Below are 15858 nucleotides of genomic sequence, written 5' to 3' on the forward strand. Positions count from 1 at the left end.
CAGGCTGGTGTCCTGGGACACAGCGCGCAAGGGTTTGGCCGGGCGCGACGTCCGCCAGAGATGAGGGAAGAACGACAGACAGGAGGCAAGCGCGTGCTGGTGGTGTCGGAAGAGGTGGGGGACGCGGTTGACGCGCGTCGACCCGTGGTGGCGCTGGAGTCCACGATCATCGCTCACGGGCTGCCCCGCCCGCGCAATCTGCAGGTGGCGCTGGAGCTGGAGGACGTCGTACGGCAGGAGGGTGCCGTACCGGCGACGATCGCCGTGCTCGACGGACAGCCCCACATCGGCCTCGACAAGCAGCAGTTGGAGCGGGTCGCGAACGAGGACGGCATCCGCAAGCTGGGCCACCGGGACCTGCCGCTCGCGGTGGCCTCCGGGGTGAGCGGCGCGACCACCGTCTCGGCGACGGCCCTGCTGGCGAGTCTGGCGGGCGTACGGGTGTTCGCGACGGGCGGGCTCGGCGGTGTGCACCGGGAGTGGACGGTGACGCAGGACGAGTCCGCCGACCTGGGGCTGCTGGCGCGCACCCGGATCACGGTGGTGTGCGCGGGCGTGAAGTCGATCCTGGACGTCCCGGCGACCCTGCAGCGCCTGGAGACGCTGGGCGTCGCCGTCGCGGGTTACGACACCGAGCGCTTCCCGGGCTTCTATCTGTCCGACTCGGGCCACCCGGTGGAGTGGACGCTCAGGTCGCCGGGGGAGGTCGCGGAGGTCATGCGCGCCCAGGACGCGGTCGGCGGCCCGGAGTCGGCGCTGATCGTCGCCAACCCCGTGCCCGGGGACGAGCAGCTCGATCCCGAGCTCCACGCGCGCGTGCTCGCCAAGGCGTTGCAGGCGTGCGAGGCGGAAGGGGTGTCGGGGCAGGCGGTCACCCCGTTCCTGCTGAGCTACCTGGTACGGCACACCGAGGGCGCCTCCCTGAGCGCCAATCTGGCGGCGGTACGGGGCAACGTACGGCTCGCTTCCCGGATCGCGGCGGCCTGGTCCGGGGCGTGAGGTGGCGCGACGGGGCGTGAGCGGGGTCGACGGCAAGGTGGGTGCCGGTACCGAGGTGGGTGAGTCCGGCACCGGGATGGGCGGGACCGGCTCCGGGGCGGACAGGGCCGGCATCGACGTGGGCGAGGCCGGTGGGCAGGCGGGCGGGGCACGCCAGGCGGCGGGCGGAGGGCTGCTCGTCGTCGGGGACGTCGTCACGGATGTCGTCGCCCTGCATCAGGGACCGCTCGCGCCCGGTACCGACACGGCCTCCGCGATTCGCACGCTGCCGGGCGGCGCGGGCGCCAATGTGGCGTGCTGGGCGGCGTATTGGGGTTGCCCCGATGTGCGCTTGCTCGGGCGGGTGGGCGCGGACGCGGCGGCGTGGCACGAAGGCCGGCTGCGGGCCTCGGGGGTACGGCCCCGCCTGGTGGTCGATCCGGAGGCGGCGACCGGGACGGTCATCTGTCTCGTGGACACGAGCGACGCGGCCGAACGTACGTTCCTGACGGACAGCGGTGCCGTACTGCGGCTGGACCCGGACGACTGGTCGCCGTCCCTGCTCGACGGTGTCGCACGGCTGCATCTGTCGGGCTATCTGTTCTTCTCCGAGCCGAGCCGGGCGCTGGTCGGGGTCGCCATGGAGTCGGCACGCGCGCGTGGGGTGCCGGTGAGCGTGGACCCGGCGTCGGCGGGCTTCCTGACGAGGCTGGGCGTGGACCGCTTCCTCGAACTCGCCGAGGGGGTCGACGTGTTGCTGCCGAGCAGGGACGAGGCATGTCTGCTGACCGGACTGCCCGATCCGGCCGACGCCGCGGCCAAGCTCAGCCACCATGTCCCCCTGGTGGTGCTCAAACAGGGGGCCGAGGGCGCACTGATCGCATACGGGGGCGGCGTACGCACTCGGGTACCGGCGGCCCCCGCCACGCCCCGCGACACAACCGGCGCGGGAGACGCCTTCACCGGAGCGTTCCTCGCCGCGTTGCTCGCGGGGGCGGATGCCGACGAGGCGGCGGCCGAGGGGTGCGGGGCGGGGGCTCTGGCGGTGGAGAAGGTGGGCGGGAGGCCACCGGTGATGTCCGGGGAAGGGACGGTCGGCTGAGCGGGAGGACGGACGGCGGCGCCGGTCACCGGCAGAGTCTGGTGGGCCGACCGCGTATGGAGGTTGGGCAGGAGGCGTTGGAGATCGGTGCGCGACCGCTCATAGAGGTTGGGCGGGAGGCGTTGGAGATCGGTGGGCCGAATGCCCGGAGACGGCGGTGCTACCGGTAACGAGCGAGTGGGCCGACCCGGCAGGAAGCGCTAGCGCAAGGGGCGCCGGCGACCGGCGATGGTCGGCGGAGGCCGGTGAATCTGCTGTGATCGGCGGGATGACCGGGCCGGGTGAGCCGGTCGGCCCGGCGAGGGGTGACGTCGGGCAGGGGCCCATGACCTCGGCTGTCAGCGGTTGTTGAGTGGCGACGACGGCCACGGGTCGTTGAGCGGTGACGGCAGCTGCGGGCCCCTGCCTCCTCCTCTGTCCGCCGTTATGCCGTCCGTCATGTCCTGCGCCCCCAGGCCGAGATCAGCGGTGCCGTGGCGATGTCCATCGTGCCGGAGGCGACGTTGGCCAGATGGCGGTCGATCTCCTCGTCGGTGACGAGGCCGGCGGCGACGAGATGGGCGCGGAGCTGCTGGATCGTCGAGGTCTCCAGGGCGGCGCAGGCGGGTGCGGCGACGGGGAAGTAGGCGTCGGCCTCCACGCCGCGCAGGCCGACCGCGCGAAGCAGCCGCGGGAGGCGGCGGCCGTGCGCCGTGTCGACGCCGTGTTCGACGAGCAGGGCGCGGACGGCCTGGCGGAGGCGGTTGGCGAGTTGGTGCTCGGGGCCGCCTTCCTCAAGGCAGGCCAGGGGCTGGAGGGCGATGTCGGCGTCCTCGATGAGGAGGCGTCCGCCGGGGCGCAGGGCCTTGATCATCGACCACAGCGCACGCTCCTGGTCCCGTACATGGACCAGGGAGAGCCGGGCGTGCACCAGGTCGAAGCCCTCCCCCGGCGGCTGGTCGACGTCCACGCGGTGGATGAGCGCCTCGACCGGTGGACGGACGACCGAGGGGACGGCCCATGAGAGGTCGGTGTCGGTCGCGATGACCTTGCCGGTCGGTCCGACCTTCTTGGCCAGCCAGGAGACGACGGAGGCGCCTCCGGCTCCGACTTCCCAGCAGCGCCAGCCGGAGCCCAGACCGAAGCCCTCCATGTGCCGGAACGTCGTGCGGTCGAAGAGTGCGGCGAAGGCCTCGGAGCGCTGCCCCGTCTCGGCCTGCCGGTGGTCGAGGAGATGTCCGTCGGTTCGCATCATGCCGCGATAATCCCATTTACCCGACTTCTCACTTACAGCGACGCTCCCGCAGGGCGCCAGGTCCGCTCCGGTGGCGGCCCAGTGACGGCCCGGACACCGGAAACGAAGCGGAAGACTCCGTTCCCACAGGCTTACCCGCCGCTCATCCGGTCCTGGCAAACTGGCGCGACAGGCACGGAATGCGGTGCGAGGAGAGTCACGCAAGGAGATCCAGATGTCCATGGCAGGGAATCTGCGGAAGGTCACCGGCCTCGACAAGGTCGGCGGGCTCCGCAAGGCGGCACGGCTGGCTCGGCGTCACGCCCGCGTCGACCTGAGCCATCCGGCCCGCTCCCCGCTGGGGACGTCGGTGGTGAACTGCGTGACGTATCACAAGGGCGTTCGCTCCCCCGGCGGCCGCGATGTCATCGAGGCGGTGAAGCAGGTCCGCAGGACCGACCACGGCTTCGTCTGGCTCGGGCTGCACGAGCCGACGGAGCGGGAGTTCGCCGGCATCGCCGAGCTCTTCGATCTGCACCCGCTGGCGGTGGAGGACGCGGTCGAGGCCCATCAGCGGCCGAAGCTGGAGCGGTACGACGACACGCTGTTCGCGGTGTTCAAGACGGTCTGCTACGTCGAGCACGCGGAGCTGACGGCGACCAGCGAGGTGGTGAACACCGGCGAGATCATGGTGTTCGTCGGCCCCCACTTCGTGATCACCGTCCGGCACGGACGGCATGGCTCACTCGGCCCGCTGCGCGAGGAGTTGGAGGCCAACCCCGAGCAACTCGCCAAGGGTCCGGCGGCGGTGCTGCACGCGATCGCCGACCACGTGGTGGACGACTATCTGTCGGTCACGGACTCGGTGCAGGCGGACATCGACCAGGTGGAGACCGATGTGTTCGCGGCGAACGGCGCACGCGTCGACCCGGGCCGCATCTACCAGCTCAAGCGTGAACTGCTCGAACTGAAGCGGGCGGTGGCCCCGCTCGCCCGCCCGCTCCTGGAGCTCACCACACGCCCGATCCGCGTGGTCGAACCGGAGATACAGGCCTACTTCCGGGACGTCTCCGACCACTTGCTGCGGGCCACGGAACAGATAGCCGCGTTCGACGAACTGCTCAACTCCATCCTGCAGGCGCATCTCGCCCAGGTCAGCGTCGCGCAGAACGAGGACATGCGGAGGATCACGGCATGGGCGGCGCTCATCGCCGTACCGACCATGGTGTGCGGGGTCTACGGCATGAACTTCGAGCACATGCCCGAGCTGCACTGGAAGTTGGGCTACCCCCTGGTCCTGGGGGTCATAGCCACCGCCTGCGCCGTCCTCTACCGAGGCTTCAAGCGCAACGGCTGGCTATGACTCCAGGACGGCGGGAGGCGGAGGTTCGGCGGGGTCAGCGGCCGGAGCTCTTGGCGTAGACGCTCTCGGCCCAGTCGGCGATCTGGTCCTCGGGCAGGTGCCGGGCGAGGTCGGACTCGCTGATCATGCCGACGAGACGCTTGTTCTCGATCACGGGAAGCCGGCGGATCTGGTGCCCCTTCATCTCCTGGAGCACCTCGCTGATGTCGGCGTTCGCGTCGATCCAGCGGGGGGTGCCCTTGGCGAGGTCGCCCGCCGTGACCCGGGACGGGTCGTGGCCCTGGGCGACACAGCCGACGACGATGTCGCGGTCGGTGAGGATGCCGCAGAGCCGTTCGTTCTCGTCGCTGATGGGGAGCGCTCCGACGTTCAGTTGGCGCATCAGCTGCGCGGCCCGGTCCAGGGTCTCGTGAGCGGGAATCCACTGGGCGCCGCGGTGCATGATGTCTCCGGCGGTGGTCATGTAGTACCTCCCGGTGCCGGACGGCCGGCGCGGCGCAGGACGCACCGCAAGTCCCGGCGCCCTTCATTCTCGCGGCGCCGGAAGGGATACGCACCCCGAGATGCGAGCCCCGTCACAAGGTCCCGAGGCCCCCCCATGCCGGGTGGCGGGGGTCGTCGGCGCGGACCAGGACGTCGGCGGTGGTGGCCGGGTCGGTCTCGGTGGCGTAGCGCTCGAAGGCGGGGAGGGTCCAGTGCTCGTTCTCCGGGGTGCGGCGGCGCAGGGCGCCCGGGGAGAGGAGGACGTGGACGGTCAGATCGAAAGGGAACCAGTTCTTCAGGAGGAGGGGGCCGTGCATCAACACAAGGGTGCCGGGCTGGAGTCGGACGTAGGGGCTGCGGGTCGCGCGGTCGGTGGCGGGGTCCCAGAGGTCGGGGAGGACGCGGCCGGTGCCGCCGGGTTCGAGCGGGCCGAAGACCTCGCGCCACAGGGCGGCGGTGTCGCACCAGCCTTTGTAGTACGCCTCCACGTCCTGGTGGCCGTACTCGAACCGGAGCGACGCCGGGCGGAGGAAGCCCTCGGTGCCCACGGTGAGGGAGGACCGGCCGCGTATGCGCAGGGCCTCGCTGACGCGGGCGGCGAGGTCGCCGGGGCGGGCGGCCGGGGCGCCGTCGAAGGCGATACGGGGCCAGGGGCTGTCGTCGTCCGGCTTCAGGTCGAGGAGGCGGTCGGCGAGGAGGTCGCCGAGACGTTCCCAGGTGATCGCTTCGAATCGCACACGGCCCATGATGCCGCGCGCGGCGAACCGCGCCGGAGCCGGTGGAAGGGCAGGTGTGACAACCGCGTGACCTCGCGGCCACCGGGGGGCATGAACCGCGTATGGCAACGCTCGCCGCTCCCCCGCCCCGTACCGGACTCGTCGTCGTACAGCCGCTCAGGAAGAAGCACTGCGCCGAGTGCCGGAGCGGGCCGGTGGCGATGTTGGTGCTGGAGGAGGGTGCGCCGCGCTGCCTCGACTGCGTGGACCTCGGGCATCTGGTGTTCCTGCCTCGCGGCGACACCGCGCTCACCCGCAGGGCCAGGGAGGAGAGCGCTCTGTCGGCGGTGGTCGTGCGGTTCAACCGGCGCAGGAGCCGGTACGAGCGGCAGGGCGTTCTGGTCGAGGAGGCGGGCCTCGCCCGGGCCGAGGAGCGATGCCTCGCGGACGCGGAGGCGCGCCGACGCCGCCGGGCACGGGACGCGCGGCGGCGGGCGGCGCAGGACGTGCGGTTCACGGACGCGTTCGCCGACGAGATACGGCGTCTGTTCCCGGCGTGCCCCGTCCGGCGGGCGCACGAGATAGCCGCGCACGCCTCGGTGCGCGGCAGCGGGCGAGTGGGTCGCAGCGCGGCGGGCCGCGCGCTGACGGAGACGGCGGTGACCTCGGCGGTCATCGCTTCGATACGGCACGTGGACACGCCGTACGACCAGCTTCTGATGAGCGGTGTGGTCCGTTACGAGGCACGGCGCCGGATCGCGGGGGTGGTGGAGGCGAGGCTGCGGGAGTGGCGGACGGGGGCGTGAGGGGCTCGCGGTGGAGGCGTACTTGTGGTGGTGGTCGGAGGTGGGCAGGGTCTTGAGGAATCGGGGGAAATCAGGTGGGAGCGGACATGATCGATGGGCCGTACTTCGTGTTGGTGGTACTGGGATTGCTCGGGACCGCGATCGTGGCGGGGGTCTTCTGCGGGTTCTCGACGTTCGTGATGAAGGGGCTGGCGTCGTTGCCGCCCGCGCAGGGGGTCGCGGCGATGCAGGCGATCAATGTGAGTGCCGTGACCCCGGCGTTCATGCTGGTGTTCGTCGGCACGGCGGTGCTGTGCGCGGTGCTGGCCGTCGTCACGTTCGTGCTGTGGCCGGACGAGGGGACGGTGGCGTTGCTGGTGGGCAGCGCGCTGTATCTGTTCGGCTCGTTCGGGGTGACGATGGTGGCGAACGTGCCGCGCAACGACGCGCTCGCGAGACTGGACGCCGGGACCGCGGAGGCCGCCACGTACTGGCGGACGTATGTGAGCCGGTGGACGGCGTGGAACCACGTGCGGACCCTCGCCTCGACCGCTGCGGCGCTGTCCTATCTGCTGGCTCTCGCCTGAGGCAGGCGCGGCGGACGCGTCGTATCGTGGCGGGAAGAGAGCGCCGCCCGAAGGCGTACGGCCTGGCGCCGATCAGAATCCACCGGTGTACGGCCGCGCCGTACCCGCACGCGATACGTGAGGGAGACGGCCATGGCCGATCCCAAGGGTTTCCTGACCACACCACGCGAGGAGTGGCCCCGTCGGCCCGTGGCGCGACGGGTACGGGACTGGGACGAGGTGTATGTCCCGGGGGCGCTGCTCCCGATCATCAGCAGGCAAGCCGATCGTTGCATGGACTGCGGAATCCCGTTCTGCCATGACGCCTGTCCGCTGGGGAATCTGATCCCCGAGTGGAACGACCTGGTGTCGCGGGAGGACTGGCGGGCGGCGAGCGATCGGTTGCACGCCACGAACAACTTCCCCGAGTTCACGGGGCGGTTGTGTCCGGCGCCCTGTGAGGCGGGGTGCGTGCTGGCGATCAACCAGCCGGCGGTGACCATCAAGAACGTGGAGGTGGCCATCGCGGACCGGGCGTGGGAGGACGGTTTCACACCGCCGAGTCCGCCCGATCGGTTGAGCGGGAAGACGGTCGCGGTCATCGGCTCCGGGCCGACGGGGCTGGCGGCGGCGCAGCAGTTGACCCGGGCCGGGCACACGGTAGCGGTGTATGAACGGGCGGATCGGATCGGGGGGTTGCTGCGGTACGGGATACCCGCGTTCAAGATGGAGAAGCGGCATCTGGAGCGGCGGCTGGAGCAGATGCGGGCGGAGGGCACGAAGTTCCGTACGTCGACGGCCGTGGGGCGGGACATCGGGGCGGAGGAGTTGCGGGCGCGGTACGACGCCGTGGTGATCGCGACCGGGGCGACGGCGTGGCGGGAACTGGAAGTGCCGGGGCGGGAGTTGGCCGGCATCCATCAGGCGATGGAGTATCTGCCGCTGGCCGATCGGGTGTGTGAGGGGGATCTGGCGGTGTCGCCGTTGTCGGCCGCCGGCAAGCATGTGGTGATCGTCGGGGGTGGTGACACGGGGGCGGACTGTCTGGGGACGGCGGTGCGGGAGGGGGCCGCGTCGGTGACGCAGTTGGACATCTATCCGTTGCCGGGGGCGGAGCGGGACGAGGACGTCGATCCCTGGCCGACGTATCCGAAGGTGTACCGGTTGTCGGCGGCGCACGAGGAGGCGCGTGAGCTGGGGACGGCGCCGGTGGCCGACGCGGATGCGCGGCTGTTCGCGGCCTCGACGCTCCATTTCCTCGGTGACGAGGCGGGGCGTGTGCGGGCGTTGCACCTGGTCGAGGTGGACGAACGGCGGCGGCCCCGGCCAGGCACCGGGCGGACGCTGCCCGCCGACCTGGTCCTTCTCGCGCTCGGCTTCTCGGGGCCCGACCGGCAGGACGGGCTTGTCGACCAGTTGGGGTTGGCGCTCGACCCTCGCGGGACGATCGCCCGGGGACCGGACTTCGAGACGAACGTCCCCGGTGTGTACGCGGCCGGGGATGCCGCCCGGGGGCAGTCCCTGATCGTCTGGGCCATAGCCGAGGGCCGGGCCGTGGCCTCGGCCGTCGACCACCGGCTGACCGGGGCGGAACGCCTGCCGGCGCCGATAGGACCGTACGACCGCCCGATGACGACGTGACGATCGCGTCGCCGTACGGAGCGGCGGTGGAGGCGCTGCGCGAGGTGGCGTGTGCGGTGCTGCTGCCCAGGCCCGGAGCAAGGTTACGGGGACATAACGCCCAGTCGGCAAGAAATCGAACAGAGTGGGACCATTGGGCGAGGAGGCGTGTCACCGCACCGCCGGCTGGACGCACGCATTGGGGAGACCACATACATGACCGGTGACTCGCCCCATCCCTCGTTCCGTCGTCAGGCGTAGGGCCATTCCCGCGCGTCCCCCCTGTTGACGGTCGGTCCTGGAGGGTGCTCGATGACGACGCTCTACGAACGTCACGGAGATCACGGAGAGCGCGGAGACGGTGGAGTCCGTGGAGAAGGCGCGTATGACGGGGATGCGGTTCGGGGTGGCGGCGGACTCGGTTCTCCCGTGGTGCCCCTGACCCACCCCATGGCCGCGCTCCCCCGGCACGGCGGTTCCAAGGCGGCCCATCTCGCGCGGGCGGCGCGGGCGGGGCTGCCGGTACTGCCCGGCTTCGTGATCCCGGACGGTTCGTACACGGGCGACGAGGAGCCCGACGGCGCGGCGGCGGAGGCCGCCGTGGTGCGCGCCTGGCAGGAGCTGTCCCGGCACGGTACGCGCCCCCTCGTCGTACGGTCCTCCTCGCCCCGTGAGGACACTCGGGAGTCGTCGCAGGCCGGACGGTTCGACTCCGTTCTCGATGTGCGGGGATGGGAGGAGTTCCGGGCGGCCGTGCGTACCGTGCGTGGCTCGGCGGGGCGGGTCGACGGGGTCGCCGCGCCCATGGCGGTACTGGTCCAGCCGATGCTCAGGGCGCGGGTCGGGGGCGTGCTGTTCGGAGCGGACCCCGTGGCGGGGCGGACCGACCGGATGCTGGTCAGCGCGGTACGGGGCGGCCCCGACACCCTGGTCAGCGGTGAACAGCCCGGGACCGGCTACTGGCTGAGCGGCCGGGGGCGCCTGCTGCGGACCGAGGCGGCGGAGGCGGGGGCCGGGGCGAGGGCCAAGGCGGCGGAGGCAGGAGCCGGGGCGGAGACCGAGGCGGCGAAGGCAGGGGCCAGGACGCTCACCCGGTCCGAGTTGCGGCGGCTGGCTCGGCTCGGGCGGCGGGCCGCTCGGGTGTTCGGGGGGCCGCAGGACATCGAGTTCGGGTTCGACGACGAGGGGCGGTTGTGGCTGTTCCAGAGTCGGCCGATCACGGCGATGGCGGCCCGGCCGGGGCGCGGGGCGCGACTGCTGGGGCCGGGACCGGTGGCGGAGACGTTGCCGGACCAGTTGGAGCCGCTGGAGGAGGATCTGTGGGTGGCGCCGATGGCGCGGGGGCTCGCGATAGCGCTCGGCCTCGGCGGTAGTGCGCCCCGGCGGCTGTTGCGGACGGTGCCGACCGTCAGAACCGTCGGCGGTCGCGCCGCGGCGGACCTGCGGCTTCTGGGCGCCGTCCCGCCGAAGCACCCCTGGCTCGCTCTGCTCAACCCGGCGCCCGGTGCCCGGCGGCTGGGTGCGGCCTGGCGGGTGGGACGGCTGGCCTCGACCCTGCCCGGCCTGACGACGGACCTGGTCGCGGATGTCGACCGGCGGCTCACGGAGACCCCGCCGCCCGGTGAACTCCCGGACTCCGAGTTGGTCTCGACCCTCCGCTGGACCCGCGCCGCCCTCGTCCCGCTGCACGCCCAGGAGGCCCTCGCGGGCGCCTTCCTCCCCGAGCCCCGGGTCACAGCCGCGAGCATCGCCCTCGCCACCCTCGGCGGGACGAGCGCCCAGCAACTGCCGGACCACCGGCTGATCGCCACCGAACCCGTCGTCCTCGCACTCACGGCACCCAGCCTCTGGGACGCGCCCCGACTGCCCAGGCCCAACGGGGTGCCCCACGGCCACACCACGCCCCCGAAGAAGCCCACCACGCCCGACCCGCCCGACACCCCCGCGCCCGGCCCCCACCACAGCCCCGCCCCCGGACACACCCGCACCCGCGACCCCGCCCCTCCGATCGGCTCGCTGCCACCCCGTGAGGCCCTTCGGCTGCGTATCCGGTGGGTGCAGGAGCTGCAGGTCCGGATGGTGCGGGAGGGGGCGCGGAGGCTGGCCGCGCGGGGTGGCCCAAAGGGGGACCGGCGGGTGGGGCTGTTGCGGTGGAAGGAGTTCGTGACCGCGTTGGAGGGCGGGCCGCTCCCCGACGACCTCGACGAACGGCTGCCCCGGACCGCCTCCGCGCCGCTCCCGGACGCGTTCCGGCTCGCGGACGGCGGTGTCGTCGTCGCCGAACGCCCCGCGCGCCGCTCCGCCGACGGCACCCGGGAGGGGACCGGCTGGCAGGGCGTGTCCGGCGGTCGGGCCGTCGGCACCGCCTGGGACGGCACCGGATCACGGCCCCCGGACGCCGTACTCGTCGTCCGCACCCTCGACCCGGCGCTCGCCCCGCACCTCCCCCACCTCTCCGGGCTCGTGGCGCAGACCGGCAGCCCGTTGTCCCATCTCGCCGTCCTGGCCCGGGAGTTCGGGGTGCCCACGGTGGTCGGCGTCGGCGACGCGGTACACCGTTTCCCGCCGGGCACCCGCCTGACGGTCGACGGCACCTCCGGCGACGTGAGCGACGCGCCGGAGAACACGCGCGACGGGCAGGGCGTACGGCACCCCCATGCCGTAGGGGCCGCGCAGGACACACAGCGTGTAAGGGACGCACACGCTGTACGGGACTCCCAGGGCGTACGGGACTCCCAAACCCCGCGTTCGGAGGGCTCGTGATGAGGCGGCTCGCTTACCTCTTCGGGGGCGCGGCGGCGGTCGGCGCGGGCCTCTACTTCGTCATCTACCTCTACCGCTGGCAGTGGCAGCGGGCCATCCTCTGCGGGGTACTGCTGCTGATCGTCGGGGTGCTGCTGCTCGGCATCGTGCTGCTCGGCCGTCTCGCGCGGATCGAGGAACGGCTCCGCGAGAGCGACCTCCGACAGCAGGACGTACTCGCCCGGCTGCGGCAGCCGGGCGAGCGGGAGCGGGAGCGGGGCGATCGGTTCCGCTGGCTGGAGGACCCGGCGAGCCGGACCTATGTCTTCGTGCCGGTGCTGATGATCGCGGGTGTGGCGTTGTCCGGGATCGCGTGGCTGGTGCAGCGGGTCGCGTCGGTCACGGCCAGGCCCACCGCCGAACGTCGGCTGGCCGGGCGGCTGGCCGTCCTCACCGCGCCCGCGTCGGCGCCGGACACCGACCTGGAGGACGTACGACCGCCCACCGGTGGAGGCCCGCGCCGAACGGCCCGGTTGCTCACCGTCGGCGTCGTCGGCGCCGGACTGCTGGCCTCACTCGTCTTCGGGCTCGCCGAGGTCACCCAGACCAGGAGGGAGGGGACGAACGAGTCCGAGGCGACCTCCGTGCTCGTCCGTGTCGACATGCGGGGCGTGACCGCGACCGAGGAGCGACAGAACATGGCCGCGCGCCAGGCCTGGGAGCGCTGCCGGAACTCCACGTCCGTACCCCTGCGCCGGACCACACTCGGCGATCTCGGGGACGGACTGTTCGCCGGGGTCGTCCGCCCCGCCCTCACCGACCACGACCGGCTGCGCCTGCGCGGCTGCCTGGAGGACACGGAGGTGGACCGCGCCCACCTCACGGTGGTGGGCATCGGCGACGCGGACGAGACGTGAGACGCCCGACACCAAGATCATAAAATCGGTAAGAACTACGTGAGCTTGCACACAACCGGACAGATAGCCATCAAAGCCGGGTTACGATTCCGGGCAGACCCTCCGTCGCAGGGTCCGGAGGTTCCGCGCCACAGCGTCCTGAGCTCTCTGCCGCAGAGCCTCGCAACCCCGTCCCCAACCCCCGGGTCGTCCATGACTGTCGCCCTCGTACCCACCCCCACGCGTCCAGGTCCGCTCCCCACCGGCTCCCGCCGCCCAGGCTCGCTGCGCCGCCGGATCACCCGGATCGCGCTCGGTGTCCTGCTCGGCTGTGTCGGCCTGTGGGCCACGGGCACGCTCGGCATCCTGGCGCTGTCGTACGTGGCCCATGAGTCGAACCCGGCGCCCGAGGGGACCCGTTCGGTGCGGGGCGTCCACAACTTCCAGCCCGTCGGCAAGGACGGCGAGCTGTGGCGCGGCGCCGCGCCCTCCCCGGCCGGCTACCGCGAGCTCGCGGACCTCGGCTTCACCACGGTCGTCGATCTGCGCGCCGAGGATCTGAGCGCCGCACAGCTGGCCGAGCCGACCGAGGCGGGCCTCGACGTCGTACGGGTGCCGATGCGCGACGGGCAGACCCCGACGCCGGAGCAGGTGCGGAAGCTGCTCGACACCGTCAGCGAGTCCTCCGGTCCGGTGTTCGTGCACTGCGGTGCCGGCGTCGGCCGTACGGGCACGATGGCCGCGGCGTATCTCGTACGGACCGGGCAGGCGGACTCGTCGGCCGCGGTCTGGCGGAACCTGTCGGTGGGGCCGCCGTCGATCGAGCAGATCTACTACGGGCTGAGCCTGGAGCAGGACCGCGCGACCGCCAAGCCGCCGCTCCCGGTGGTGGCGATGAGCCGCTTCGTCGACGCCCCGCGCCGCATCTGGTCGTACCTGTAGAGAGCGTCGTACTGACACGACGATTCCCGGTGCCGGAGCATGTGCTCGGCGCCGGGAATCGTCGTGTCGGCCGGTTCCGCGGTCCTTACGGCTTGCGGGCCACCGCCCCGTAGCCCGGGATGACTCCGTCGTCCTGGCCGGGGACCGGGTCGCCCAGCTCGGGGTGCCAGAGCTGGGGCACCTCGACGCCGGGGTCGACCAGTTCCAGTCCGTCGAAGAAGCGGGCGAACTCGTCGCGGGAGCGCAGGGCGAGGGTGACGCCAGCGGCCTTGAGCTTCGCCGTGGCCGCCGCCGACTCCTCGGGAGTGAAGTCGGCGGTGGCATGGCTGACGACCAGATAGCTGCCGGAGGGCAGCTCGGACATCAGCCGGTCGACGAGCGCGTGCGCGCCGTCCTCGTCGGAGACGAAGTGCAGCAGCGCGATGAGGGAGAGCGCCACGGGCCGGTCGAAGTCCAGCACGCGCCTGGCGCCCTCGATCACGGCGCCCGGGTCCCGCACATCGGCTTGCAGATACTCCGTGCGCCCCTCGGGTGTACCGCGCAGCAGGGCCGCCGCGTGGGCCAGCACGATGGGGTCGTTGTCGCAGTAGACGACACTCGACTCGGGAGCGACCTCCTGGGCGATCTGGTGGAGGTTCGGCTCGGTCGGGATGCCCGTGCCGATGTCCAGGAACTGGCGTACGCCGTGCTCGGCCAGCCACCGCGTGGACCGGTGCATAAACGCGCGGTTGACACGCGCCATCACCGGCACCCGGGGGTCGAGGGCCAGCATCTGCTTGCCCATCGCCTCGTCCACGGGGTAGTTGTCCTTGCCGCCGAGGTACCAGTCGTACATCCGCGCGGGATGGGGTCTGCTCGTGTCGATCTCGACGGGGGACCGCCCGTTCATGACGAACTCCATAAGGTTCCGCAGCAGTAGAAGTAATCGATCAACTTAGCGCCAAGTAAAGAGGATTGACTGAACAACAGAGGCACACAACGAGCTTGGGGGCTCAGGACAGCAGGAAGTCGGCCGCTCCCGCCTTGGCGCCCTGAATGAAGGCGTTCATCTCGTCGGGCGTGTAGATCAGCGCCGGTCCGTCGGGGTCGGTGGACTGCCGTACGGCGATCCGGCCGTCGGCGAGCTTCATGGCCTCCAGGCAGGCGCCTCCGTTGCCGCCGCTCCAGGGCTTGTGCCAGCCCTCGCTGCCGAGTTCCCGGGCGGGCATGCCGTTGTACACGCGTATATGGGCGTGGGTGTGGGCGTGAGCCTGGGCGTGCGGGTGCGACTGCGCGTGTGCGCGCGACTGCGACTTGAGGTTGATGAGATCCATTTGGTGTCTTCAGAGCTCCTTGCGGAGATCCCGGAGGATCTCCTTCGTGCGTTGTGCTGTGGCGGCCTGCGCCGCCATGCGGTCCATGACCTCCAGGTGGGTCGCCACCTCGGAACGGTCGTCCAGATAGACGGCGCCGGTCAGGTACTCGCTGTAGACCATGTCCGGAAGCTCCGGCATGGCGAAACGGAACAGGACGAACGGCCCGTACGTGCCCGGGTGCGGTCCTGTGTCGAACGTCGTGACCTGCAGCGTCACATGCGGCAGCTCCATGGCCTCCAGCAGTCGGTCGAGCTGGGCGCGCATGACCTCCGGCGGCCCCACGGGGCGGCGCAGCGCGGTCTCGTCCATCACGAACCACAGCCGGGGTGCTCCCTCCCGGGTGAGCAGTTCCTGGCGTCTCATGCGCAGGGCGACATGGCGGTCGATGTCGTCGGGTCTGGTCTGGCCGATGGCACCCGAGACCATGACGCCCCGCGTGTACTCCTCGGTCTGCAGCAGCCCGGGGACGAAGTGCGGGTCGTAGGCGCGGACGAGGCTCGCGGCCCCCTCCAGGCTGACGTACATGGAGAACCAGCCCGGCAGGATGTCGTGGTAGCGCTGCCACCAGCCGGGTTTGTTGGCGTCCTCGGCGAGCCGGACGAACGCCTCGGCCTCCTCGTCACCGACGCCGTACGCCTTCAGCAGGAGCTGGAGGTACGGGATCTTGAGGGCGACCTCGGCGGTCTCCATGCGGCGGACGGTGGCGGGGGCGACATGGAGGATGCGCGCGGCCTCCTCACGCCGGATGCCGGCGCTCTCGCGCAGATCCAGCAGACGCCGCCCGAGCACGACCTGGCCGACCGTGGGCGCGGACCGCGGCTCGCTCACCTCGTACCTCCATCCGAGCGCCGGGCCCCGAAAGCCCGACACATTTCGACATATCCGGTCCCCACAGCCCGACGGCGCCCTTCGGAACCTCTGTCCGTACCCGCCTCACATACGTCCAGCGCATGCGTCTGAACACTGTGCGTACATACGAACGTTCTGCGAGGGATTTCCAACTGGCGCCGCTAAACGTGCTGTTGCGTGCAGTGTGCCACGACCGTTCAGAGAGTCACACAGCACTCTGCAATTTTCAGAGTGACACTTGCCAAGTG

General features: G+C 71.6%; 15 protein-coding genes. 9 read left to right on the top strand and 6 right to left on the bottom strand.

Annotation, left to right across the window (positions count from 1 at the left end; translation table 11 throughout):
- Positions 1–60 precede the first annotated feature (60 nt).
- Both ACWD4G_RS16935 and ACWD4G_RS16940 read left to right on the top strand, forming a co-directional pair.
- Complete coding sequence (locus tag ACWD4G_RS16935; RefSeq protein WP_451293999.1) at positions 61–999, top strand: pseudouridine-5'-phosphate glycosidase; 939 nt, start codon at positions 61–63, stop codon at positions 997–999.
- 16 nt (positions 1000–1015) lie between these two features.
- Positions 1016–2080 carry a carbohydrate kinase family protein gene (locus ACWD4G_RS16940; RefSeq protein ID WP_451294001.1) on the top strand — a complete coding sequence of 355 codons (1065 nt, stop codon included), beginning with the start codon at positions 1016–1018 and terminating at the stop codon, positions 2078–2080.
- A gap of 436 nt (positions 2081–2516) precedes the next feature.
- Here the strand turns inward: ACWD4G_RS16940 and ACWD4G_RS16945 are convergent, their stop codons facing one another.
- Positions 2517–3314, bottom strand: a complete 798-nt coding sequence (locus tag ACWD4G_RS16945; RefSeq protein WP_451294003.1) for a methyltransferase domain-containing protein — start codon at positions 3312–3314, stop codon at positions 2517–2519.
- 214 nt (positions 3315–3528) lie between these two features.
- Between ACWD4G_RS16945 and ACWD4G_RS16950 the strand changes: the two genes are divergently transcribed.
- The gene (locus tag ACWD4G_RS16950) at positions 3529–4656 is read left to right on the top strand and encodes a magnesium and cobalt transport protein CorA (protein WP_451294005.1); all 1128 of its coding nucleotides are present in this window, start codon (positions 3529–3531) and stop codon (positions 4654–4656) included.
- A 34-nt stretch (positions 4657–4690) separates the two neighbouring features.
- On the opposite strand, the gene ACWD4G_RS16955 is transcribed toward ACWD4G_RS16950, so the two are convergent.
- A complete protein-coding gene (locus ACWD4G_RS16955) occupies positions 4691–5119 on the bottom strand; it encodes a CBS domain-containing protein (RefSeq protein WP_451294006.1) in 429 nt (142 codons plus the stop codon).
- A gap of 112 nt (positions 5120–5231) precedes the next feature.
- A complete protein-coding gene (locus tag ACWD4G_RS16960) occupies positions 5232–5885 on the bottom strand; it encodes a uridine kinase (RefSeq protein WP_451294008.1) in 654 nt (217 codons plus the stop codon).
- A gap of 92 nt (positions 5886–5977) precedes the next feature.
- Here ACWD4G_RS16960 and ACWD4G_RS16965 point away from each other — a divergent pair, with 92 nt between their 5' ends.
- The 6 genes from ACWD4G_RS16965 to ACWD4G_RS16990 all read left to right on the top strand — a co-directional run bounded on the left by ACWD4G_RS16965 (position 5978) and on the right by ACWD4G_RS16990 (position 13406).
- Positions 5978–6661: a DUF2293 domain-containing protein gene (locus ACWD4G_RS16965; RefSeq protein ID WP_451294010.1), complete on the top strand. Its 684-nt coding sequence runs from the start codon at positions 5978–5980 to the stop codon at positions 6659–6661.
- Positions 6662–6747: 86 nt separating this feature from the next.
- Positions 6748–7227: an anthrone oxygenase family protein gene (locus ACWD4G_RS16970; protein ID WP_451294012.1), complete on the top strand. Its 480-nt coding sequence runs from the start codon at positions 6748–6750 to the stop codon at positions 7225–7227.
- A 132-nt stretch (positions 7228–7359) separates the two neighbouring features.
- Positions 7360–8847 (top strand): glutamate synthase subunit beta, encoded by a 1488-nt coding sequence (locus tag ACWD4G_RS16975; protein ID WP_451294014.1) that lies wholly within the window; start codon positions 7360–7362, stop codon positions 8845–8847.
- A 408-nt stretch (positions 8848–9255) separates the two neighbouring features.
- The gene (locus ACWD4G_RS16980) at positions 9256–11589 is read left to right on the top strand and encodes a PEP/pyruvate-binding domain-containing protein (protein WP_451294016.1); all 2334 of its coding nucleotides are present in this window, start codon (positions 9256–9258) and stop codon (positions 11587–11589) included.
- Positions 11589–12485: a hypothetical protein gene (locus tag ACWD4G_RS16985; protein WP_451294018.1), complete on the top strand. Its 897-nt coding sequence runs from the start codon at positions 11589–11591 to the stop codon at positions 12483–12485. The genes ACWD4G_RS16980 and ACWD4G_RS16985 overlap by 1 nt, the downstream gene beginning before the upstream one ends.
- A gap of 192 nt (positions 12486–12677) precedes the next feature.
- Entirely contained in the window at positions 12678–13406 is a 729-nt protein-coding gene (locus ACWD4G_RS16990) for a protein-tyrosine phosphatase family protein (protein WP_451294020.1), read from the top strand.
- Positions 13407–13491: 85 nt separating this feature from the next.
- Here ACWD4G_RS16990 and ACWD4G_RS16995 read toward each other — a convergent pair whose 3' ends face one another.
- The 3 genes from ACWD4G_RS16995 to ACWD4G_RS17005 all read right to left on the bottom strand — a co-directional run bounded on the left by ACWD4G_RS16995 (position 13492) and on the right by ACWD4G_RS17005 (position 15589).
- Entirely contained in the window at positions 13492–14307 is an 816-nt protein-coding gene (locus tag ACWD4G_RS16995) for an SAM-dependent methyltransferase (protein WP_451294022.1), read from the bottom strand.
- Positions 14308–14398: 91 nt separating this feature from the next.
- Positions 14399–14614, bottom strand: a complete 216-nt coding sequence (locus ACWD4G_RS17000; RefSeq protein ID WP_451294402.1) for a DUF397 domain-containing protein — start codon at positions 14612–14614, stop codon at positions 14399–14401.
- Positions 14615–14728: 114 nt separating this feature from the next.
- The gene (locus tag ACWD4G_RS17005; RefSeq protein ID WP_451294024.1) at positions 14729–15589 is read right to left on the bottom strand and encodes a helix-turn-helix domain-containing protein; all 861 of its coding nucleotides are present in this window, start codon (positions 15587–15589) and stop codon (positions 14729–14731) included.
- Positions 15590–15858: the final 269 nt, after the last annotated feature.

This window comes from Streptomyces sp. NPDC002643 (genome assembly GCF_053592555.1).